The sequence below is a fragment of the Rhizobium azibense genome (assembly GCF_004342325.1).
Taxonomy (GTDB): domain Bacteria; phylum Pseudomonadota; class Alphaproteobacteria; order Rhizobiales; family Rhizobiaceae; genus Rhizobium; species Rhizobium etli_B.
This window is the reverse complement of record NZ_SMBJ01000005.1, coordinates 282,920-304,457: the sequence shown is the minus strand read 5'-3', so window position 1 is coordinate 304,457 and position 21,538 is coordinate 282,920. Positions and strand designations below refer to the sequence as shown.

26 protein-coding genes are annotated in these 21,538 nt (G+C 58.3%); 15 read left to right on the top strand and 11 right to left on the bottom strand.

The window, feature by feature from the left end; all coding sequences use genetic code 11:
- Positions 1 to 30 precede the first annotated feature (30 nt).
- From EV130_RS14710 to EV130_RS14700, 3 genes are all read right to left on the bottom strand, one after another.
- Positions 31 to 582, bottom strand: a complete 552-nt coding sequence (locus EV130_RS14710) for a DUF924 family protein (protein WP_074061643.1) — start codon at positions 580 to 582, stop codon at positions 31 to 33.
- A gap of 18 nt (positions 583 to 600) precedes the next feature.
- The gene (locus tag EV130_RS14705) at positions 601 to 1,656 is read right to left on the bottom strand and encodes a sensor histidine kinase (protein WP_074061644.1); all 1,056 of its coding nucleotides are present in this window, start codon (positions 1,654 to 1,656) and stop codon (positions 601 to 603) included.
- A gap of 270 nt (positions 1,657 to 1,926) precedes the next feature.
- A complete protein-coding gene (locus EV130_RS14700; RefSeq protein ID WP_132660658.1) occupies positions 1,927 to 3,372 on the bottom strand; it encodes an MFS transporter in 1,446 nt (481 codons plus the stop codon).
- Positions 3,373 to 3,619: 247 nt separating this feature from the next.
- Between EV130_RS14700 and EV130_RS14695 the strand changes: the two genes are divergently transcribed.
- From EV130_RS14695 to EV130_RS14680, 4 genes are all read left to right on the top strand, one after another.
- Positions 3,620 to 3,880, top strand: coding sequence for a hypothetical protein (locus tag EV130_RS14695; RefSeq protein WP_022714920.1), 261 nt, complete (start codon positions 3,620 to 3,622; stop codon positions 3,878 to 3,880).
- A 107-nt stretch (positions 3,881 to 3,987) separates the two neighbouring features.
- Positions 3,988 to 4,962: a DMT family transporter gene (locus EV130_RS14690; protein ID WP_074061645.1), complete on the top strand. Its 975-nt coding sequence runs from the start codon at positions 3,988 to 3,990 to the stop codon at positions 4,960 to 4,962.
- A gap of 119 nt (positions 4,963 to 5,081) precedes the next feature.
- Positions 5,082 to 5,312: a hypothetical protein gene (locus EV130_RS14685; protein WP_074061646.1), complete on the top strand. Its 231-nt coding sequence runs from the start codon at positions 5,082 to 5,084 to the stop codon at positions 5,310 to 5,312.
- Positions 5,313 to 5,398: 86 nt separating this feature from the next.
- The gene (locus EV130_RS14680; RefSeq protein WP_074061647.1) at positions 5,399 to 5,635 is read left to right on the top strand and encodes a hypothetical protein; all 237 of its coding nucleotides are present in this window, start codon (positions 5,399 to 5,401) and stop codon (positions 5,633 to 5,635) included.
- Positions 5,636 to 5,641: 6 nt separating this feature from the next.
- Here the strand turns inward: EV130_RS14680 and EV130_RS14675 are convergent, their stop codons facing one another.
- The gene (locus tag EV130_RS14675) at positions 5,642 to 5,830 is read right to left on the bottom strand and encodes a hypothetical protein (protein WP_074061648.1); all 189 of its coding nucleotides are present in this window, start codon (positions 5,828 to 5,830) and stop codon (positions 5,642 to 5,644) included.
- A 260-nt stretch (positions 5,831 to 6,090) separates the two neighbouring features.
- On the opposite strand from EV130_RS14675, the gene EV130_RS14670 reads away from it, so the two are divergent.
- On the top strand, positions 6,091 to 6,507 hold the full coding sequence (locus EV130_RS14670; RefSeq protein ID WP_132660656.1) for a heme-copper oxidase family protein: 417 nt from the start codon (positions 6,091 to 6,093) through the stop codon (positions 6,505 to 6,507).
- Between the two features lie 54 nt (positions 6,508 to 6,561).
- Here EV130_RS14670 and EV130_RS14665 read toward each other — a convergent pair whose 3' ends face one another.
- Positions 6,562 to 6,720: an entericidin gene (locus EV130_RS14665; protein WP_074061650.1), complete on the bottom strand. Its 159-nt coding sequence runs from the start codon at positions 6,718 to 6,720 to the stop codon at positions 6,562 to 6,564.
- Positions 6,721 to 6,960: 240 nt separating this feature from the next.
- On the opposite strand from EV130_RS14665, the gene EV130_RS14660 reads away from it, so the two are divergent.
- Positions 6,961 to 7,320 carry an SPW repeat protein gene (locus EV130_RS14660; RefSeq protein WP_074061651.1) on the top strand — a complete coding sequence of 120 codons (360 nt, stop codon included), beginning with the start codon at positions 6,961 to 6,963 and terminating at the stop codon, positions 7,318 to 7,320.
- Positions 7,321 to 7,752: 432 nt separating this feature from the next.
- Positions 7,753 to 8,217, top strand: a complete 465-nt coding sequence (locus tag EV130_RS14655) for a hypothetical protein (protein ID WP_196776332.1) — start codon at positions 7,753 to 7,755, stop codon at positions 8,215 to 8,217.
- A 68-nt stretch (positions 8,218 to 8,285) separates the two neighbouring features.
- Here EV130_RS14655 and EV130_RS14650 read toward each other — a convergent pair whose 3' ends face one another.
- The 3 genes from EV130_RS14650 to EV130_RS14640 are packed head-to-tail and all read right to left on the bottom strand — an operon-like array spanning position 8,286 to position 11,026.
- Entirely contained in the window at positions 8,286 to 9,221 is a 936-nt protein-coding gene (locus EV130_RS14650; RefSeq protein WP_074063214.1) for a DUF2950 family protein, read from the bottom strand.
- 34 nt (positions 9,222 to 9,255) lie between these two features.
- Positions 9,256 to 10,665, bottom strand: a complete 1,410-nt coding sequence (locus EV130_RS14645; protein WP_132660654.1) for a DUF3300 domain-containing protein — start codon at positions 10,663 to 10,665, stop codon at positions 9,256 to 9,258.
- Between the two features lie 46 nt (positions 10,666 to 10,711).
- Positions 10,712 to 11,026, bottom strand: coding sequence for a hypothetical protein (locus EV130_RS14640; RefSeq protein WP_074061654.1), 315 nt, complete (start codon positions 11,024 to 11,026; stop codon positions 10,712 to 10,714).
- Between the two features lie 290 nt (positions 11,027 to 11,316).
- Here EV130_RS14640 and EV130_RS14635 point away from each other — a divergent pair, with 290 nt between their 5' ends.
- The 6 genes from EV130_RS14635 to EV130_RS34000 all read left to right on the top strand — a co-directional run bounded on the left by EV130_RS14635 (position 11,317) and on the right by EV130_RS34000 (position 17,192).
- Positions 11,317 to 11,670 carry a DUF3302 domain-containing protein gene (locus EV130_RS14635; protein WP_074061655.1) on the top strand — a complete coding sequence of 118 codons (354 nt, stop codon included), beginning with the start codon at positions 11,317 to 11,319 and terminating at the stop codon, positions 11,668 to 11,670.
- Positions 11,670 to 12,827 (top strand): HlyD family secretion protein, encoded by a 1,158-nt coding sequence (locus EV130_RS14630; RefSeq protein ID WP_074061656.1) that lies wholly within the window; start codon positions 11,670 to 11,672, stop codon positions 12,825 to 12,827. Before EV130_RS14635 ends, EV130_RS14630 begins: the two co-directional genes overlap by 1 nt.
- A gap of 111 nt (positions 12,828 to 12,938) precedes the next feature.
- The gene (locus tag EV130_RS14625; protein ID WP_425375572.1) at positions 12,939 to 14,636 is read left to right on the top strand and encodes a SulP family inorganic anion transporter; all 1,698 of its coding nucleotides are present in this window, start codon (positions 12,939 to 12,941) and stop codon (positions 14,634 to 14,636) included.
- 20 nt (positions 14,637 to 14,656) lie between these two features.
- Positions 14,657 to 15,499, top strand: coding sequence for a polyphosphate kinase 2 (gene ppk2, locus EV130_RS14620; RefSeq protein ID WP_074061658.1), 843 nt, complete (start codon positions 14,657 to 14,659; stop codon positions 15,497 to 15,499).
- A 36-nt stretch (positions 15,500 to 15,535) separates the two neighbouring features.
- Positions 15,536 to 16,687, top strand: a complete 1,152-nt coding sequence (locus tag EV130_RS14615) for an AI-2E family transporter (protein WP_132660650.1) — start codon at positions 15,536 to 15,538, stop codon at positions 16,685 to 16,687.
- A gap of 205 nt (positions 16,688 to 16,892) precedes the next feature.
- Entirely contained in the window at positions 16,893 to 17,192 is a 300-nt protein-coding gene (locus tag EV130_RS34000; protein WP_074061660.1) for a hypothetical protein, read from the top strand.
- A gap of 223 nt (positions 17,193 to 17,415) precedes the next feature.
- Here the strand turns inward: EV130_RS34000 and EV130_RS14605 are convergent, their stop codons facing one another.
- The 3 genes from EV130_RS14605 to EV130_RS33350 form a co-directional block, all read right to left on the bottom strand.
- Entirely contained in the window at positions 17,416 to 17,775 is a 360-nt protein-coding gene (locus EV130_RS14605; RefSeq protein WP_207900882.1) for a hypothetical protein, read from the bottom strand.
- Between the two features lie 77 nt (positions 17,776 to 17,852).
- Positions 17,853 to 18,089: a hypothetical protein gene (locus EV130_RS34225; protein ID WP_425375571.1), complete on the bottom strand. Its 237-nt coding sequence runs from the start codon at positions 18,087 to 18,089 to the stop codon at positions 17,853 to 17,855.
- Positions 17,972 to 18,214: a hypothetical protein gene (locus EV130_RS33350; protein ID WP_237358482.1), complete on the bottom strand. Its 243-nt coding sequence runs from the start codon at positions 18,212 to 18,214 to the stop codon at positions 17,972 to 17,974. The genes EV130_RS34225 and EV130_RS33350 overlap by 118 nt, the downstream gene beginning before the upstream one ends.
- A 771-nt stretch (positions 18,215 to 18,985) precedes the next feature.
- On the opposite strand from EV130_RS33350, the gene EV130_RS14595 reads away from it, so the two are divergent.
- A complete protein-coding gene (locus tag EV130_RS14595; RefSeq protein WP_074061662.1) occupies positions 18,986 to 19,645 on the top strand; it encodes a response regulator transcription factor in 660 nt (219 codons plus the stop codon).
- Positions 19,646 to 19,738: 93 nt separating this feature from the next.
- Positions 19,739 to 21,526: a hypothetical protein gene (locus EV130_RS14590; protein ID WP_132660648.1), complete on the top strand. Its 1,788-nt coding sequence runs from the start codon at positions 19,739 to 19,741 to the stop codon at positions 21,524 to 21,526.
- The last annotated feature ends 12 nt before the right edge of the window (positions 21,527 to 21,538 follow it).

Genomic DNA, 21,538 nt, shown 5'->3' with positions numbered 1-21,538 from the left:
CGACAGAAAGGCGGAAGTTGTTTTCGCCGCTTAGAAACCGGCGCCGGGCCCGGCAAGATAATCCAGTTCGGCTGTCGTCGAAACTCGTCCGATGATCGCGTTGCGATGCGGAAACCGGCCGTACTTAGCGATCACGTCGCGATGGCGAATGGCATAGTCGAGATATTCCGCATCGCCAAGAGCCTGAAACAGCATCACCGACCGCTCCTGCTCGGCAACGTCCTCGGCATGCTCGAAAGGCAGATAGAAGAATGCCCTGCATTTTTTTTCGACGAGCTGGTCGGCACCGGCATCGAGCGCCAGCTTCGCCTCGCGAAGCGCCAATCCGTCCGTCGCAAACGCAAGCGGCGTGTTCCGGTAGATATTCCGCGGAAACTGATCGAGCACGACGATCGCGGCGAGCCGGTTCTGCGGGCTCGCATGCCAGGTGCCCATCACGCCGCCCGCCAGTGCCAGGTGCGTATCCGCGAAACGGTCTCGAATTTCCTCATCGAGCGAAAAGGTCCTTTCGAACCACTGCTCGCGGCTGCATTCCTCGAACCAGAAGGAATAAACCTCTTCCGGCGTGCATATCTTCGCCACCGCTGCCCCCTTTGCCAGTCAGTCTGTGGAAAAGATCAGGATGGCCCGGGTGCCCCGATGGTCCGGGTCATAGGTCAGCTCCGATTTGAGGCTTGCCGCCATCGCGGTCAGTATCTTCGTGCCGAGGCCGGTACCCTTCGCGGGGCTGGAATGGTCGAAACCGGCACCATCGTCCTCGACGACGAGACGCAACTGCTCGCCCGCCTGCTCGACGATGACCCTGATCTCGCCTTCGACGCCTTCGTCATAGGCATATTTGAAAGCGTTGGTGACGAGCTCGCTGACGATGAGGCCAAGCGTGACGACCTTGTCCGTCGGCAGATCCATCTGCCGGGCCGTCAGAACGATCCGGTGCGGTCGCTTGTCGTCGCGGATGGAAGTTTCGAGTTCCCTCAATAGGTTTTCGACATATTCGTCGAGCTGCACCGTTCCGATCTGGCGGCTGTTGTAGAGGCGCCGGTGGACACTCGCGATCGCGTTGATGCGCATTTGCGTCTCGTGCAGTGCGTCGATCGCCACCTGGTCCGTCGTCAATGACGACTGCATGCGGATCAGCGCACCGACAAGGCCGAGGCTATTTGCGATACGATGATTGACTTCGGCAAGCAGCATCTCGGCGCGGTCCCTCTGCTGGCGGATCACTTCTTGCGCTTCAGCCGTCTCGCGCCGAAAGCGCGCACGTTCCAGTCCCTGCTCCAGCGTCGCTGCAAGCAGATCGAAATAATCGCGGGAATTGCCCTTGAGAACATAGTCGTCGGCGCCCGCCTTCAACGCAGCAACGGCAATGCCAGTATCTTCGGAAGCAGTCGCATAGATCACCGGCGGATGATCGGGGAGTGCCATTACTTGCGGCAGCACATCGAGTCCGGTTTCATTTTGCAGGAGATGGTCGATTACAACAGCATCGATGCCGCCTTTGGCAATCCGCTTCAATCCGGCCGCGCCGTCTTGCGCCCATTCCACCGCGAAACCATGGCGGGCGAGGTTCTCCTTCAGCCGCAGCGCGAGCGTCTCGTCGTCATCGATATAAAGGACGCGGATTTCGAGATCCGCATCATCAGCGGATTCACGCATCGGACCTCCGGTCTTTGCCAAGCAGCAACGCCACTGCCCGGCGGCCCGGTCGTCTGCTTTCGAATGTCGTATTGTATCGGCCATTGCACGTAAACAGCGGCGACGCCTCTGCCCCCCTGCAGACCTTCAATCGAAGGAAGTTCGCATTTGAAATCATGCGGCAATATGACCCTGCCCGCTGGAGACTCCGCGGAAAAAAGAAACTGCGAACGCAGAAAGATGCGCAAACCCGAAATAGAACGCATCCGGACCGGAATGGTTCCATTGCCTTCACTCTTTTTGAAAGCGCTTGTGCTTGGAGACTTCCGCGCCGGCATCTGCACGCAAACTGAAAAAACGTAAGGACGACAGGATCCCCATGAGGCCAACCGCCAAAAACGCCCAGCGAAAATCGGTGAGTGCAGGCTCTGGCGCCGCGCGAAGCGTGGTTGAGATGTTAAGCAGGGCCGCCGCAACGGCGACGCCGAGCAGCATGGAGGCCTGCTGAAGCATACTGGATAATGTCGAGGCGGAGCTTCGCTGCTCCGGGCTGATGTCGGCGAAGGCAAGCGTGTTCAGCGCGGTAAATTCCATCGAGCGTGAAAGACCGGCTGCAAGCAGGATTGCATAGATCACCGCCAGCGGCGTATCCGGCGTGAAGAAGCCGCACCCAATGATGCATAAAGCCGCAATCAGCCCATTCACGGTAAGAACATTGCGGAATCCGAACTGCGCAAGCAGCGGCGTCGTCACTGCTTTCATGCCGAGATTGCCGAGAAAATAAACCAGCAGGTATGTGCCCGCCGCAATCGAGTTCAAACCGAAACCCAGCTGGAACAACAGCGGCAGCAAGAAAGGCGTGGCGTTGATCGCTACTCGGCAGGTCGTGCCCGCAGAAAGCGTCGAAATCGCAAAGGTCTGGACCTTGAACGCCGATAGGTCGAGCAGCGGATTTTCCACCTTCAGGAAATGTCGGGTGGCCATCACGGAAAGCACGATTCCGGTGGCGAGAATGGCAATGACCAGAAGCAGGCTGCCTTCCCACTTCACGGAAAGTTCGAGCGCGGCAAGCGCAAATGTCATTCCGGCGCCGCTCAGAATGACGCCCACCACATCGAGACGGCCTGGGTTCTCCTTGCGCTGCTCCGGCACGAAGCGCAGCACGAGCGCCATCCCGAGAAGGCCGATCGGAATATTGATCAGGAAGTTCCAGTGCCAGCTTGCATAGGTTGTGATAAAGCCGCCAAGCACCGGGCCGATGACCGGTGCCGTCAGCGCCGGCCAGGTGATGAGCGCGATCGCATTCACCAATTCAGACTTCGGCGCACTCTTCAGAACGATGATGCGCCCGACCGGCGTCATCAGCGCACTTCCGGCGCCCTGGACGGCACGCGCGACGATAAATTCCGCAAGACTGCCGGAAAGGCCGCAGAGGAGCGAAGCGCCGGTGAAGACTCCAATCGACGCCAGGAATACCCGCCGCGCACCGAAACGGTCCCCAAGCCAGCCGGAAAGCGGGATGAAAGCCGACATCGTCAGCATGTAGACGGTAATGCCGATGCTCATCGAGACCGGCTGCACGCCGAAGCTCGCCGCCATCTGCGGTAGCGAGGTCGCGACGATCGTGCCGTCGAGGATTTGCATGAAGAACGATACGGCAACGACCAGCGCGACGATCTTGGCCTGACCTGCGCTTGGCGCTTCGTCCGTTTTTTCACTCGTCTGTACTGTTGTCATCGATATGCCGTTGCGCATTGCGGGGAGAAGTGCGTATCGCCGCTGGGAACCGGGCAGGCAGGAGTTCGGCACTTGAATACGCTCCTTGCGTAACCGGGAAAAGTCCAAACCGGCCCAGGCCGCTTACAATTTCCGGTTTCGTGCGGGATCGTGCGAGCATCAACGGCACAAATTGGCTTCACAAACGTTTGGTGATGACCGGGGCGGCAGATTTTCGCCGCTCCGGAATTCAACCGAGGATATTTCGATGACGCCGGAAGACCGCCGCGCCGTTTTCAGCCATCGCAAGATTGCAGCCATCGTCAAGGGAATGACACAGGAGGACGGAACTGATCTGCCCATCACCGGCAAGTCGCTTGGGGAAGCGATCCTCTTCGTCTCCGAACAAGCGGCAACCGATGCGTCGAACGTGCATATAATTTACGGTGAGCATGGTTCGCTAAGTTACACGGATTGCCTGAGCATCTACCGTGAATACGGGGCAGAGCTTCGTAGCGAATTGACGTAGACGGAGAGCAGCGACCATTCGCATGGCAGCTATTCGCAACCGCATCTGCTCTCCGCAAGGTTTTTCTCGTATTCGGGAGGCAAGCTCCTCAAGTTCGATTCGAGAACATGTTCCCTACCCTTTCGCCGCTCCGCGGTGTCCTCGTCGCATTCGCTGCCTATGCGGTCTTCGCTTTCAGCGATGCCTCGATCAAGATCCTTGACGGTGCCATCCCGTCTTACCAGGTGGCCTTCATCGGCTCGATCTTCGGGCTGGTCGTTTTGCCGATGATCAAATCGCGGGACGATTCCTGGCTCGATATCGTCCAGACATCAAACCGAATGCTGTGGGCACTTCGCTTCGTGTGCGGCGCAATCGGCGCGATCGCTTCGATCATCACCTTCACAATGCTGCCGATGGCGGAGGCCTTCTGTCTCCTCTTCCTGCTGCCCTCCTTCGTGACCATTCTCTCGGTCATCTTTCTTAAGGAGGACGTGCGCTGGCAGCGCTGGACGGCTGTCGTCGTCGGTTTCATCGGCGTGCTGATCGTTTTGCGGCCCGGCTTTCGCGAATTGTCGGCGGGCCATCTGGCGGCTGCAGTCGGCGGCTTGAGCGCAGCCATTTCGATCGTCATCCTGCGGGCAATGGGGCCCGCCGAAAAGCGCATTTCGCTCTATGGCGCAGGACTTCTCGGAACGCTGATCGTCAGCGGCCTTCTGATGCTCTCGGATATTGCCGTTCCGACGCCGCGCGAGTGGCTGTTCATGGCGAGCTACGGCATTCTTGGGGCGATCGGCAACGTGCTTCTCATGACAGCGGCCCGTTTCGCACCGGCAAACCTCGTCGCGCCGCCTCAATACAGCCAGATGATCTGGGCAATCGCCTTCGGCTATCTCATCTTTGATGATACCATCGATTTTCCGATGACCGCCGGCATCGTATTGATCATCTGCTCGGGCCTGCTCACACTCGCCCGCGAACGCAAGCGCGGCACGCCGCTTCCGGCAGCCGTCGTCTCGGTGGACAATCAGGCCTCCGTCTCTGCAACGGCAGAGCTTGCCGAACCCAGCTTCGACGGCTTGGAACATCCAACTGCCGAATAAGCCCGCGGTGGCCATAGTCCGGCCCTCGCTCGCTGCTATTTGCACGGGACATCCTTTTGCTCCTTCGGCTACGGAACAAGCCGGAGAGACGCCTGTTCCTGATAAATGAGGAAGTTTTCATGATTGATGAACCCAAGGAACGCAGCGAGCCCGTTCCGCCATCGCCCGCCGAGGAAGAAACGCGCCTGCTGGCGGAGGAGCGCCGCAGCTGGCTGATCTGGACCTTCGGAATCGCCGGAGCGATCGCCGTTGTCATCATCATCGGCAGCATAACCATTTCACCCGGTCCTGATCGGGCGACGACCGGCTCTACAAGACCCCCGCCCCAGGCTGAAGCGCCTGCACCTTGAATGGGGCTCGTGCCGCAACGAGAGCATTTCTGGCTTTCATGCGCAGCCTTTCAGCTGTATTACGCGGTGAAAATGAAAGGAAGCCGATGGCCGCACGAGACCGTTTTTCGAAAAAGCTGACCTGCCCGCAATGTGGCAATACCGGCTTCGCCGAGGCCTCGGAGGACGACCAGCCTTCGCGCAAGCATCCCGCATTTCGTATCGATCAGCTGCCCAAAGGCTTCTTCGAGCAAAAATCCTCGAACTTCCAGGAAACCTACATCATCCGCTGCGAATGCAGCCGCAAGTTTCCATTTCGCACCCTGACAGAAAAGACCGCCTGAAACGGCTCATGCAAGGCCCAGCGGGACTACCGCAACCTTGCGGCCCGGACCATAATCACGCTCATGCGACGAAGGATAGCGGTCATTCCGGCGAGCGCTGAAATCGATACGATTCGGTTCGAAGATACCGTCTGGATAAGTCCCGGTGTCGTCGGTTTCGACTTCGGATTTGGCAGTGACGATTTTAAAGATCATGGGCTCCTCCAGTTTGCCGCCTTTCGGCCCAGCGGCACGCTTCCATTTCCGTCATATCTCCGAGATAGTTAAAAAATTAACCATACTTTCGCAGACAGAAGGCGAAATCAGGGAGGCCTCTGGCTAAGCAAAATTCCGCTGCCGCGAACAGAGCGGTGCGTCTTTCCCTGCAAGAGATGTGTATTTACTTTCACATTCCGCGTTTTCCCACCCTCAAGGAAGTGGTATTCTTTTAATGGATAAGAACATTGGGGGGACTCATGCCACGCGTATCGGAACTTTACTTCAAGACTGCAGTCATCTTTTTCATAATCGGGATTGCCATGGGCTTGAACATGGCCATTTCCCATGATCATACCGTCATCGGCGCCCATGCGCACTGTAATCTCCTGGGCTGGGTCAGCATGGCGATTTTCGGAGGTTACCATGCGCTCAACCCAAAGAAAGCGGAACGCCGCATCGCTTTGATCCAGTACTACGTCTACACAGCGGGCCTCACGGTGTTGGTCCCGGCACTCTTCATGATGCTGCGGGGGAACGCAGCCATGGAGCCGGTCGTCGCCGTTTCGTCACTGATCATCTTCGCCGGCGCTCTGCTCTTCGCCTTCATCGTCTTTTCGCCGAAGGAACCGGCAATCACGCCGTCAGCAGCACCGCTGCGGCAAGATCAAGGCTGAAACACAGAAAAAGCGAGGGGCGCAGGCCATGCTGTCTCTCGCCTGACCCAACATCTACCTCTTTTTCGAACCAGCGGACAGCACGCGATGCGACGCGTCGTCCATGGCGCGGCTCGCTTCCTGGCCGTCACGCTTCAGGCCCCAGGCCGTGTTTCCGCAAGACGAAAGCAGCAGCGCGGCGAGGCAGGCGTAGGCAAACACGGATTTCGGCATCGGTTTCCCCTGACTGAAATTGGCAATGCCGTGAACATGTTACACAAAACGGCAAAATCAATGCCGTGGGTCGAACAACTCCGGTATTCCGTCCCAAACCATGAATACGAAGATCGTCATCGATCCGGGTGCCCCCTTGGCGCAGCCACTTGAATGACGCATATCAGAAATTACTTATATGAATAGGCGTGCAGTGCACGCAGGAATGATGCTTGATAGGCATCATGTTGGGAGGTTGTTATGCCAAACACACTGATGGAAGGAAGAAAGATACAGGATTGGGCAAACCTGGTCCTGGCGGTATGCTTGTTCATCTCGCCATGGGTTATCGGCTTTGCGGCCGAAGCCGCGCCGACCTGGAACGCATGGATCGTCGGCATTATCCTCGGCGCCCTGGCGATTACGGCGCTTTCGGCTTTCGCCGAATGGGAGGAATGGGCAAACCTGGTCGTCGGCCTATGGTTGATTGCCTCGCCATGGGCGCTCGGTTTTACGGCAAGCGCAGGCGCGATGTGGACAGCCATCATCATGGGAGTGCTCGTCGCGGCGATCTCGCTATGGGCAGTCTGGGATGTTCATCATCCCCACGCTCACGCCTAGACGTTGGTAACAGCAGTCCGAGTGGCCTGATAGCATGCTTTAAGCCGGTGAGGCGGCGCGCAGCAAAACGGTCGCCTCACAAAATGTTTGTTCGTTATAACGGGTTTGTTATACCGAAAGCCCGCCATCAATAGGGAAAATGGTGGCTGATGTGGCTCGAACCTTCGAGCGCGGATTAAGGGTCGGAGGGACTAGCAATTCCCACTGCCCACAAGCTCCGGCGCCGTCAAGAATGTCGACGGATCAGAGCCTTGGAAACAAGACCAAGTCCGAGCCCCCATTCAGTCCACCTATTTTTTGCGTCAATATAGTTTGATGATTTGGCGCCGTGGTTCCACGTAACATACCGTATGCTACCTCCACGGACGCGTATTTTACTGCCTTAGCGGCTTCAGTCGCCCTATCATCTCTCAAACTTTGGAGGCCATGGCGATGACATCAACCGAGACGTCTGCATCCCATCCATTAAGCGCGGAAGAGCTGCGCAAACGAGCCCTTGAACTTCAACTCAAAGAAATGGAGCGCGACGACAAGATCAAGGCGCGCGAGGCGAAGAAGCATTCCGAGTTTGTGGAGGACTTTTTCCGCAAGCATATCAGTGAAAATGAGCGCACCGTCATAAAGCGGCTCGTGATGAAGGCGGCCACCGACGGAAAGTACGAGGCGATGATCTACAGTTTCCCTTCGAGTTTCTGCACCGATAGCGGCCGTGCCATAAACAATAACCTTCCGGGCTGGCAAAAGACGCTCCAGGGAAAGGCGAAGGAACTGTACGAGCTCTTTGAGGAGGTTGCAAAACCTCAGGGCTACGGACTGAAGGCGGCAATCATCAATTTTCCAGGTGGTATGCCGGGCGAGGTCGGCTTCTTCCTGACGTGGGCACCGCCCATCGAGTGACCCAATGACACGATGGCAAGGGGCCATTGTCGCGCTGTGCTCGTTCGCGTGCGGTTTCGTCGAAAGCGCTAGTCGCTGACGACAGTCCAGTCGGAGTCGGGATTGAAGTCCTTGATCGCCGCTGCCCGATCCTCCGTCTGCGGTCCCAGGTCGCGTTGGTAGATGACGCTCACACTGTTGATGATAAAGGTCTGCACGCCGGTTACCCGATATTTGACCGGCCAGGCGAGCAGCGCAAAGCCGCCAGTCATGTTGCCGTTGACGATATAGCTTTGCTTGCCGCCGAGAACATTGTCTCCCTGCCTCGTCAGGATGCGATAGCGATACCCGTAGTAACCCTCGCCCCGCTTGGCTCTGTCGAAGGCGGCGGTCTCGATCAGAGCGCTTGCCGGGCTTTCCTCACCATGCACGCTCGGGTCCCAGTAAAGCCCGTCCACCTTGCCGGGACTGCTGATCAGCTTCTCGGCATACTCGTAAACGCCATCGCCATCCCGGTCCTCGGACGCATATTCGCGCTGGGCCGTGACATATTCCTGCATTGTCTGAATCGTTGCGAGTTCATTCTCGCCGATGCGACGGTTGACGATTTCCTGCAGCCCGACCTCGGTATCGAATGCCCACTTGCCGTCCTTGTCCTGCGACAAGGGGAAGGGCAGCGGCCACAAGACTTCTCCCACTTCAACGATCTGGCGGTCTCCCACGGCCTGAAGGCGCAATTGCCGCGCGGCGCCCTCGCGGATGAGACCATAGCTTATCATGGCCTCCTTGCTGGAGCGCAGCTTGGCGGCATCCAGCCCAAGGAGATTTGCCAAGCCGTCGAGATCATCATTGCTCAGCACCGCCTTGAATCGCTGGAGAGCTGCCGATGGATCGTCGAACGACGGCGGAGTTCCGGCCGCGAACTCCGAGAGGTTCGTCTGCATCTGGGTGGCGGATGGGCCGGCGAAAGCCAGCGAGAGCGCGGTTCCGAGCAGCAGCGGGATCAATCTCAACCGTAGTCTCATGATTTTGTCTCCGGTAACCTGAAAAGCTGGGAATTTACCGCCGGCCGCCGCCGCGGCCACCGCCACCACGGCCGCCGCCGCGGCCACCACCACCGTGCATTCTCGGGGGCGGACGACTGGCGACGCGAGGCGCACCGCGATGCCCTCCTCCCATGCTCTGCCCTCCTCGCTTGGAAGCAACCGCTTCGCGGCGGCCCGACTGCACGTTGCCGAGGGCACTTTGCTGGCGTGATCTGTTGTCGGATCGCGCTGCCATCTTTGGTGCGTTTGACTTCTTTTTTACGTTAGCCGGTTTTGACGGACGGCTGGCCGCGCTCGCCTGGCGATTGCCGGAACTGCCTGGACGAGCATCGGGACGCGTCGTGCTCGGTCTATTGGCGGCGCGATTTCCCGCCGATCCCGGATTTGCCTTCAAGCCCTGGACCGTGCCCTTGCGGATATCATCGGCCCGGGCGCTGATGTCCCTGGTGCCAGGCCTGACATTGCCTTGGCGATTGCTGACCTTGTTCTTGAGCTGGTTGCGGTTGTCGGACTGGAGACTGGACTTGATTGCCGAACGATCGAGATTGCCAATCTGATCCTTTCCGATGCTCAGCTTGCTCCGGTCTACGTTCGTCCAGTCGATGTCATTCCACTTGACCTTGCCGTTGAAGTTCCGGTCGTTGAAGCAGTTGTTGCAGTCGACGTCGATATCGCCGTCCCAATCGCCACCCCATACGCCCCAGTCGTCCCAGTTGACGATCGCTCCCCAGGCAATCCCGGTGATCGCAGCGGCGAAGAATGCCGCGCCCGGATAGTAGTAGCTGTCGTAGGAGTCGGGATAATAGGAGATCGGCTCGACTGCGTAGCCGGGTTCATACAGCATTTCGGGTGGATATTGCGGGATGTAGACCTTCTGCGGATCAGTCGGTCGGATGACGATGTTTTCGTTTTCCGTGACGACAGTGAGCTTATCGTCCGTCTCGATGATGTCCTTCGCCACTGCTTCGTCGCGAAGCTGCTGGATTGCGATCAGGACGTCCTTCTGCTGATTGGTGAGGGCTTCGGCCAGCGACTGGGTCCAGTCGAGGTCGTCGCTCATCATCTTGACGACATCGGGATAATTCAGAAGCGAGATCACGCTGCCGTCCCAATCGTCCTTTGGCTTGAGATTGGTCTCCTTCTTTTTGGCCTCAAGGAAGCGGGATGCCTCCACGACCTGTAGCGGAAACAGTGAAGCCGCCGAGATCGCGGCGACAAGTTCATCCGGATAAAGCGCTATACGCGCCACAAGAACCTCGAGCTCGTCCTCTGAAAGAAGGTCGGCTTCGGCGTTGACGGTCTGCGCAGGCGCGGGCTTCGGCGTGGGCGTCGGTGTCTGGGAGTACGCCACCGGTCCTGGATGCAACGACATGATTGCGAGGGCTGACAGTCCGCCGAGCAGCCTGCGGGAAATTGCTTTCATTGCGCATCGATCTCCTCTAATCAAACCGATTGCCATGATGCATGCCTCACGAAGACCTTGGTCCGGTGGCCGGAGGCCGCCTGAGCACCACGATTTTCGACTGCGCGAGCGCCTCTTCCATTTCCTTTAAAAGGGCGTCGACCAAGGCGGCATATTCTTGGCGCCGTGCTTCCCGCAGGCTGTCTGGCAGGCGTTCCACATTTAACAAGGCTTCCGCTGCGGCAGCCAGATCCTCGCACATGCTGTGAAACTCCTCATTTTCATAAGCAAGTTGCTGCACCAGCCTCTTTTGGTCAGGGAAATGAGCCTCGGCCGTTTCCAGAACGGACAAATGGGTCGAGTTGCTTTCTCCCGAGGTCATGCCCGCCTCCGCCATCGAAACGCGTTAAGCAGATGTCACATCATATAACGCCTGCTGCGCGCAGTGGCGTAACTTACGCGATCTTACGGCGGGTCGGCTTTTCTCGCTCCGGGCAGGTTCCACTGCGGCTATGCGCTGGCCATTCAGGCTCATCCTTCAGCGGCGATGCACCTGCCTCGCATCGATAGAGTTTACGCGATGCTACGGGCCTTTGCGCCAAAGCGGGTCTACTATTGCGCTGTCGCTTGCGACCGAACGGCTCGGCTGGGCCAAGCCGAAAAGGAGGAGCCGTGTTTCTCGACTACTTTGCTTTGGGCGTGCTTATCTTCGTCGTCATCACCTTGTTTTACGCGGTGATCGCGATCCACGACATTCCGCATCTGATAGCCAAGGGGCGAAATCATCCTCATCAGGACGCGATACACGTCGCGGGATGGGTCAGTCTTTTCACGCTTCATGCCATTTGGCCGTTTCTTTTCATCTGGGCAACGCTCTACCGCGAAGACCGCGGCTGGGGCATTCGCCAGGATGGAAAGCTGTCTGAAAAGGTCGAGGCGAATGAGGAGATTGCCCGTCTGCACATGCGGATAGCAGAACTTGAGGGGCAAGCGCTGGAGCAAGCACCGGAGAAGGAGAACGCCTGATGGACCTTCTGCTCATACTTACCTACGCGGCGATCTGCTGGACAATATTCAAGATATTCAAAATTCCCGTCAACCAATGGACGCTTGCGACTGCCGTCCTCGGCGGAATCTTCCTCATTTCCTCCCTTCTTCTGCTGATGAGCTACAATCATCCATACACGAGCGATGGACGCATCTATTTCACGTCCGCTCCTGTCATCCCGGTGGTCGGTGGTCAGGTTGTTGAGGTCCCGGTCACGCCGAATAGACCCTTGAAGAAGGGGGATGTTCTTTTTCGCATCGATCCCCGCCCCTATCAGTACACCGTCGATCAGAAGCAAGCCGCGCTCGCGGAAGCCGAGCAAACAGTCCGCCAGTTGAAAGCCGCGCTCGACGCCGCCAACTCGAGCGTAACCGGTGCGGAAGCCTCGCGGGATCGGTCGCTGCAGGCCTTCGAGAAGTTCCAGCAATCGAACGAGAACTCAAAATCGAGCGGCAGGGGAGCTGTGTATTCCGAGCTCGAGGTCGAGAACCGGCGCGGCATCTATCTCACCGCGGAGGCTGCGGTCGATACTGCACGCGCACAGGCGGTGCAGGCAAGGCTCGCCTATGAGTCCAAGATCAACGGAACGAACCCGACTGTTGCAAGGCTGCAGGCCGAATTGAAGAACGCCGAGTATGAGCTCGACCAGACGACCGTTCGCGCGCCAAGCGATGGCCATGTAACTCAAGTTTTTCTCCGCCCCGGCATGATGGCGAACCCACTCCCGCTGCGGCCGGTGATGGTCTTCATCAACAGCGAGGATCGGATGCTCGGTGCGGCCTTCATCCAGAACTCCCTGCAGCGTGTCCGCGTCGGTGACGAGGCCGAGGTGGCCTTCAAGGCGGTACCTGGCAAGATTTTCAAGGCAAAGGTCGAGGAAGTCATCGACGTCATGGCCCAGGGCCAGCTACAGCCGAGCGGCGCGTTGATCGATCCGCAATCACCCGAGCGCATAGCGCCCGGCCAGACGCTGGCGCGTATCGCATTGCTTGAAAGCACGGACGGTTACCAACTGCCAGGCGGCGTGGTCGCGGAGGTCGCGGTCTACACCCACCACTGGCACCACGTTGCAATTCTCCGCAAGGTGCTTCTGCGCATGAGCAGTTGGATGAACTTCGTGTTCCTGGAGCACTGAAACGGACCCGCCGATCGCTTCGACCACCGACGACGCGAATGCAACGCCGGGAGAGGCGCAAAGAAACATAACGAAGGAACGAGGAGCCGCGGGGTGTTACGCAGTCTTCCGATGTTGCGCGGCTTGGCCGGTTTTGAACGCAGCTGGCTCCGCCGCGATATTCCGGCGGGACTGTCGATTGCTGCGGTCGGCCTGCCGAGCGCCATCGCCTATCCGGCGATCGCCGGTCTACCGCCCGAAACCGGCATTTACGCGAGCATCGTTGCTCCGATCGCCTATGCGATCTTCGGTCCTTCCCGGCTCCTGATCGTCGGACCTGATGCAGCAACCATGACCGTGCTTGCGGCTGCGATGGGTGTCATCATCGCCGCCGAGCCTGCTTCCTCCAACCTCGAGCCGGTTGCCATCGCATCGGCACTTGCCCTTGGCGTAGGTGTGTTCTGCATTGCAGCGAAACTGCTGAGGGTCGGCGTCATGGCAAGCTTTTTGTCCCGTCCCATCCTAGTTGGGTTCTTCGCGGGTGTATCGCTATCCATCCTTGTCGGGCAGATCGGCCGCTTCACCGGGGTGAAGATCGAGTCGGACGGATTGATCCCGCCGCTCGTCGAGATCCTCGGAAAGAGCGCTTCGATCCACTGGCCGTCGTTACTCTTCGGCCTGCTCATGTTCGCATTGTTGTGGTTCGTGCGCGCCTTCCAATTCAGGATTCCCGGTCCCGTTCTGGTTGTCGTCGTGTCGGTCGTTTTTTCCGCGATCTTCGATTTTAGTGGGCATGGCATCGCTGTCGTCGGCGACATCCCGAGCGGGCTGCCGTCGCTTTCCCTGCCGGCGATTTTAGCGATGCCTCTCGACAAGATCGTGCTTGGGTCGACTGCGATCTTTGTGGTGAGCTTCGGCGCCGGCATCGTGACCGCAAGAAGCTTTGGGTCGCGCAGCGGCGAAGAGGTCGATGCAAATCAGGAGCTGATCGGCCTTGGCGCCGCCAATATCGCACCGGGCCTGTTCGGCTCCTTTCCCGTCAGCATGTCGGATTCGAGAACCGCCATAAACCTAGCTACCGGCGGCGTATCGCAAGCTGCAGGGCTGGTTTCGGCCGCTACGCTGGTTGCAGCACTTGTTTTCCTCCAGAGCGCCCTGCGCATACTTCCGATTCCCGCGCTCGCCGCCATCCTGGCATCGGCGGCCATCAGCCTCATCGATGTTCACGAACTCAGGAAGATCTGGCGGATCAGCCGCATGGAATTCGTCTTTTCACTGATCGCCATGTGGGGTGCAATCAGCTTCGGCGTTCTCAACGGCGTGATCGTCGCCGTTGCCGCAACCCTCGTCTATCTTTTGCGCAAGACGATGTTTCCGCGCGATGGACTTCTTGGTCGCATCGACGGCCGGCACGGTTTCTTCGACCTCGCCCGCTTTCCGGAAGCTCGTCCCGTCGAGGAAGCAGCGGTCTTCGCGATTCAGGGAAGCGTCCTGTTCTACAACGCCGATTATGTGCGCCTGCGGCTGTCTGCAGTTGCCAAGGAGCTCGTCGCCGGGACCAAATGCTTCGTGCTGGATGCCAGCGCCATCACGCATATCGATAGCACCGGGGCGGCCGCGTTGGACGCCGTGGCCAAGATCCTCGAAGCGCGGAATATCATCTTCGCGGTCGCCGACCTTAGCGAGGAAGGCCGCGACATTCTCGAACGCGCGGGAGTCATCAAGGCGATCGGCCCTGACAACCTTTTCAATGGCAGAGAAGAAGCCCTGAGGGCGCTGACTGGCAGGTTCGGTCAGGCAGGCAATGCATCAGCAAGCAACGAACGTTAGAGCGCGAAGGAGGTAGAGCCATGGACGAGAACTACGAGCCTGGACCTGTTGATCGAGAAGCACGCCACAATGGCAAGGACAAAAAGAAGAAAAAGACATGGGACTACGATAAGGAACTCAGGCGGCGGCAGGTAGAGTTGGCGCATCTGCAGGCATGGGTGAAGAAATCGGGCGCCCGAATCGTCATCATCTTCGAAGGGCGTGACGCCGCCGGCAAGGGCGGCATGATCAAGAGGATAACAGAGAAGGTCAGCCCACGGGTGTTTCGTGTCGTTGCCTTGCCCGCTCCCAACGATCGCGAAAAGTCGCAGATCTACATGCAGCGCTACATAGCGCACCTGCCTGCGGCGGGCGAGATCGTGATCTTCGACCGTAGCTGGTACAACCGGGCCGGCGTTGACCGCGTGATGGGATTCGCTAGCGAGAAGAAGGCGCAGCGCTTTCTTGAACTCGCGCCTCGCTTCGAAGCTGCAATCGTCGAAAGCGGTGTCATCCTGCTCAAATATTTCCTAACGGTCAGCGAGGAGGAACAGGAACGTCGCTTCAAGCGCCGGATCGACGATCCGCTGAGACAGTGGAAGCTCAGCCCGATGGATGTCGAATCCTATCAGCGCTGGTGGGATTATACACGCGCCTATGACGAGATGCTGCGGATGACCGACAGCAACCACGCGCCTTGGTGGATCGTACCTTCCGACGACAAGGATCGCGCCAGGATCAACTGCATTTCGCACATACTGCAATCCATCCCCTATGAACGACTGAAGTTCGATGCGCCGGATCTCGGAAAGCGCCAGAAGCGGCCTTCAGGCTTCGTCGAGGATCGTAGTATCCGTCACGTCGTGCCCGATGTGACATCCTAAAAGGCTCGATCGGAATGCGGAAGACGGGATGCGACAATGGAGCAGGCAAGCAATACGACACCGCAAACCGACTTGGGCCAGATTTCGATTGAAGCAAGAGTAAGCGACCTTGTCAGGTTGGGCATCATTGGAATTTTTGCCTATTGGACCATGGTTCTCATCGCACCCTTCGCGCTGATCGTCGTATGGTCGGCAATCCTTGCGGTGGCGCTCTTTCCGATGTTCGAAGCACTTTCTCGACTACTCGGAAGCCGGCCGGTCATTGCCGCCACGGTCGTGGTTGTGGCCTGCCTCGTTCTCATCATCGCGCCATTGGCGCTTGTCCTCACCAGCTTCGCCGATGCGATCCAGGCGCTTGTCAGCAAGCTGAAGGCAGACAACTTCGCATTACCACCCTTGCCCGAAACCATCCGCGACTGGCCCGTCGTCGGGGAGCGCATTCAAGCTGCCTGGAACCAGGTCGCCAGCAATTTGGGTTCGACCATCATGAAGTTTCAAGCGCCGATTCGCGAGGTTACCGGCGTCATTGTCGCAAAGCTTGCATCCATCGGTGGTGGCGTATTGAGTTTCGTCGCCTCGATCATTCTCTCGGGAATCTTTCTCACCATGTCGGATCGAATGGCTGCAGCGATCAAGGTGCTAGCAAGCAGGATTGCCGGCGACAAGGGCGTTGGCTTTGCGCGTTTAGCGGGCACTACGGTTCGAAATGTTTCGCGGGGTGTCATCGGTGTGGCCCTTCTGCAGACGCTCCTCTGCGGATTATGCTTTGCCTTCTTCGGCATCCCTGCACGCGGGGCATTGACCTTTCTCGTCTTTGTCCTCTGCTTAATACAGCTCGGCCCCGCACTCATACTGCTTCCTGCAATCGTTTGGGCGTGGATCTCCTGGCCGACTTCCATCGCGTTCGCCTTTACCATCGTGACGCTTCCCATCATGGTCGTGGACAACGTCTTGAAACCAATCTTGATGGCGCGAGGTCTTACGACCCCGATGCCGGTGATCCTGATTGGCGTGATAGGCGGCACCCTGTCACATGGTCTGCTGGGTCTGTTCCTTGGGCCGATCGTACTCAGCGTTTTCTACGAATTGCTGCGAGCCTGGGCTTGGCCGCCAGAAGGATCAACGGCATCCCAAAATACTGCGGAGATGATGGCAAACGGCAAGCTGGAGGGCGTCAAAGCAGATTGAATTCATTCACTGCTTGTTGCAATAAAGACTGAAGGCCGAGCCCCAAGGCTTACCACGATTACGATAGGTCAAAACCTCTTGCTCTATCTCCGGCAGAGCTACTCATATTCCCTGATCAATCTCTCTTCTTTCGGGCGGCCTTGCTTTCGAACGCTCCAGTGCGTCGACAACCCAAACATGCCGCCAAGCATTGTCGGCAACGGCAGTGAAGACAATCGCAAGCCCGGCGATTGGCGCTCTCGTATCCGATCGCGGCACCGATCTCATTGCCGACGTCAGGCTGACCGCGCCGCCGCGTCAGTTCGCGTCAATGCACGCTGACATTATAGAATTGTTGGACAAGCCACGCGCGCCAATGGGTCGGATGAACGTCAAGAATTTCGCCGGTCATGGCGTTTACCCAGGCGTGGGGGATGCGCTGGCACGGGAAGACCAACGCATGAACGCCTTCCTCGTCGATCACGGCGAGCTCTATATCTTGCTCGAATGGAGCTCTGACGACTGATTGCCACATCACCGGATACCTCATCGCGACGATGCATGAGCGACAGTCCGGGCGTGAGCGTAGCTCATTTCGTCCCACAACCCAGGACCTCCAGTCCTTCGCTTGGACCGGCGCATGGGCCAAGTAAGGCTGCAGCAAAAATAACAGCCGCGCTTGGCAGGACGATGTCCCAACCGCCTTTCGCCTGTCCCGCGGAAATCTCTCCTTGGATACTAGCGATCGCTCATTCTACGTAGAAAACCATATTGCCACTGCGGGCCCGTGTTACCCACTCGATGTCGTTGGGCGTCAGCCTCTTGGCCCTCAACTGACCAACGAGCCACTGGTTTGACCGGGCTGCAGCTCGGATTGCCTCCACCTGCTGTGCACTGCCAGGCGACGGGTGGTGTCCGGTTTCGTTGGCGGTGCGATAGCTGACGATTGTGAATCGCCTGTTTTGAAATGTCCTGACCGCTTCCGGCAGGTTTTCAGCCCAATTCATCCTTCGATATTCCTGACGAGTCTGTTGAGCGCTGACAGGCTCCAGCGAGGTCATCATCGCCGCAGCGGACACAATTCCAACAGCCAGGGCAGGATTTCTCATCTTACCTACTCCTCGAAAGATCATGCACCCTTTGCCTATAACTTAGCCCAACCGCAAAGCGGCGGCATTGAGCCGGATCAATGGAAATCGAGATAGTTTACATCTTCCCTCGCTTGAAGGCGGCGGATTTCCGAGGCGCGCGAAGCTTTGCCGAAAGATGTCGCTTCAACGGAGAACCGCTGCCCTTCTTTCACGATCACAGACGCCATGTTCCGACGCAGGATGTTGATTGCGCCATTTTGGTCGGCATGGGCGCGCAAGCCGCATTGGCAACAGTGGAAAGACGTTTGGCTTTCGCGACTTTCCCTGTCCACGGCTCGGCAGGCCGAACAGGTCTGCCAGGTGTGGCGGGATCGATCCTGCACAGGTATCCGCCCCGTTCTTCGAGTTTGTAGGCCAACACGGTTTCAAAGCCGTGCCAGCCCTGTTCGAGGATCACCCGGTTGAGCCCCGCCTTCTGGCAGACGTTCGCTTCCGGGCGCGTCTATGGTTCCCCTGGCGCTGCGCGACATCTTGGCCGTAGCGAGGATTTCCAGCACGACCGTTTTGAAGCGACGGGCGATATCAAGACTGGCCTTGTGCCGCCAATCTGCCGGATGCGGCCAGAACGGGCCTGCAAGGCTGCAACGCGGCGGGCCTTCGCGTGGCGGCTCGATCCGCGCTTGCGCAGCGCCAGAACGCGCTGTGCCCTGCGCTTCCTGCGCTCGATCCCCGCAAGGTCGGCAGGCATCCACGTCCTACTTTGCGGCAAGCTGTGGCGGCGCACTGCTCTCGGTGATCGCCGAGTAAGTCAAACCCCAGCTGCAAGCGGCCCAAGGCCACGCGTTCCTCCCCGACCTGAACATCCCGCGAGGTTCACGATGATGAAAGAGCGGTCTGCTCACCTCGAAAAGCCCATCTCCAACAGATATTACACGATGCTACACCGATCATCCGTCCAAAGATCGTAACGGTACGTCATAGTCGGAAAAGGCGCCATTGTTCGGACGATTGGAGCAGAAGGCTCGGTGCATGTCTGCTGAAAAAGGGGGCGGAGGCCAAACTGATGTGAAGATGCCGCTTGCTATCAGGTAAGGACCCGTGCGTCTAGAAGCAGGAGGCGGCTCATCTGTGACTTCACGACCATCGGCCTGCCGTCCCTCTGAATGAATGGCACGGGCCAAGGGTTCGATCTTCTCGTTCTCGCTTCCGATGATGGAGACCCCAACTGATGGCCAACGACCTAACAGTCCATCTCGTCGATGACGAGGAGCCGTCCAGAAGATCCTTGACGTTCTTGCTGGTGTCAGCAGGATTTGCCGTGCGCGCGCATGAATCAGCAAAGGCGTTTTTGGATGTTGTTTCCATCTCCGAAAGAGCCTGCGTTGTCGTGGACCTCCGCATGCCGCACGTGGACCTCATAGGCTTGCTGGAGCGCCTGCGACGTTTCAGTTCGGATATTCCAGCAATCGTCATCACTGGCCACGGTGACGTCGCAACGGCTGTTCAAGCAATGAAGGCGGGGGCGACGGACTGCATAGATATGCCCTTCAGAGACGACGTGCTGATCGCGGCCATCAACCGAGCAACGGCTGTGAAGCGGATGTCCTGCGCAACGGCCGGCACTGAAAATGTCGAGTCTCGGCTTTGCCAGCTCACTGAGCGCGAACACGAGGTCCTGTCTGGCGTGCTCGATGGCCTGCAGAACAAGATGATCGCGTTCAATCTGGGCATCAGTTCACGGACGGTAGAAGTCCATCGCGCCAACGTGATGGCCAAGATGGGAGCTCGCAATCTGGCGGAACTCATGCGCATGGTTATAACCGTAAACGGGATCGCCCAACCACTCGCAAACAGACCGTTGCGGCGAACCCGCGCCAGCATGATATAGATTTCCAATGCATTTGTTGCAGCCGCTCGTTGTTCTGGGATATGATGTAGTGGGAAAGACTTAGATCATTGAGTGATCTGTCTGGGGGCGACCATGAGCGGCGCAAAAGGCAATCCTTTAATCCACCCCGGACCGACAGCCGAAGAAGTCTGCCAGCAAGTCGATCGAATTCTTTCAAGTGACGAGTTTCACTCGCCTAATCGCGGTCGAAGCTTCCTGAAATTTATTGTAAGCGAGACCCTTGCAGGACGGTCGGAATTCTTGAAGGCCTTCACCATTGCAAATGAGGTCTTCGGTCGGGAAGTTTCATTCGATGCGCAGAATGATCCGGTCGTCCGGATCGAAGCCGGCCGGATACGAAGAGCACTGGAGCGTTATTATCTTGTCGCCGGGCAGGCAGACGACATATTAATAACGGTGCCAAAAGGCGGATACGTGCCGCATTTCGAATACGCTCACGATTCCCGAGGCGCGGCATCGCCAGCGCAAAGCCCGGATGTTTCGCAAGGCATCGGCTCCGGCAATCAGGAGAAGGCATCTTCCGGCTCTCGTCCTTCGATATTGCTGATGGCGCTGGTCATGGGGGCTGTTCTGGTAACCGTCGCGGCGGTTCTCTACATCGCCTTTGCGCCTGCACTTTTCGTATCGCGTGGCCCCCTTTCCGGAAGATCTCCAGGAGAAGCATCTGAGCCGAAGGTTGTCGTAGAAGCTTTCGCAGGCAGTGGCGTCCCGAATGCCGTTGAAATCGCGCATGGCTTGAGGGACGAAGTTATCAGCCAGCTCGCGAAGGTCGACGACATCATAGTTGTCGCCGATCCGTCGAGAACAGGACGTACTGCCGCGGCCGGATATGCACTGCAAGGCAATGTCCAGCTCGATGGGAGCCGGCTGCGTTCTGTCGCCCGGCTCGTGCGCCAGTCCGACGGCGCCGTGATCTGGGCAAACAACTATGATGCCGATCTTCGCACTCAGAGTAAGCTCGCGGTTCAGGCCGACATCGCACAGCAGATTTCCACCGCCGTCGCTCTGCCCTATGGCGCCATTTTCCAGGCCGATACCGGCACGATCGCCCGTCAGCCTCAGAGCGGAGATTGGGACACCTACGCCTGCACCCTCGCCTACTACAGCTACCGCCGGTCGATGAACACCCACAGTCACGACACGGCTCTCGATTGCCTGCAACGAGCGACACAGCGATTTCCCAATAGCGCCACGTCTTGGGCGCTTCTGTCTCTTACCTATCTGGATGAGATGAGGTTTCGCCATAAGCTCGGCACATCGTCGCCGGCCCAGCCGCTCGAACTCGCCTCAAGTGCCGCGGAACGGGCGGCGGCACTTGCCCCCGACAATGCGCGCGCCCTACAGGCGCTCATGCTGGTGAGCTTCTTCAAAGACGACATCGACAAAGCCTTACAGGCCGGCGCGGCCGCCTATGCCATGAACCCCAGCGACACGGAAGTCGCAGGTGAGTACGGCTTGCGGTTGGCGATGTCCGGCAAGTGGCAATCGGGCTGCGAGCTGGTTTCCAGCGCGATCAACAAGAACGCCGGCCCAAAGGGATACTACGAAGTCGGCATGGCATTGTGCGCCTTCATGAGGAATGACATGAAAGCCGCAGAGCTGTGGTCCCGCATGTCCGATCTGCAATACAATCCCATGCATCGCCTCGTGCTCCTGTCGATTCTCGGCGCGGCCGGAAAGATGGCCGAAGCCAAGCAGGAACAGGATTGGCTGGCGGCCCACGCACCCGACTTGATGAACAATATTCGCCGAGACATCACGCTCCGCCTGCAACGGCCGGAGGATCAGGAGAAGTTCTTCAACGGGCTGCGAGCCTCAGGCGCCTTCATTGAACCCCCACGAGCAGAAGTCGGAAAGTAGACCAAGGCAGAA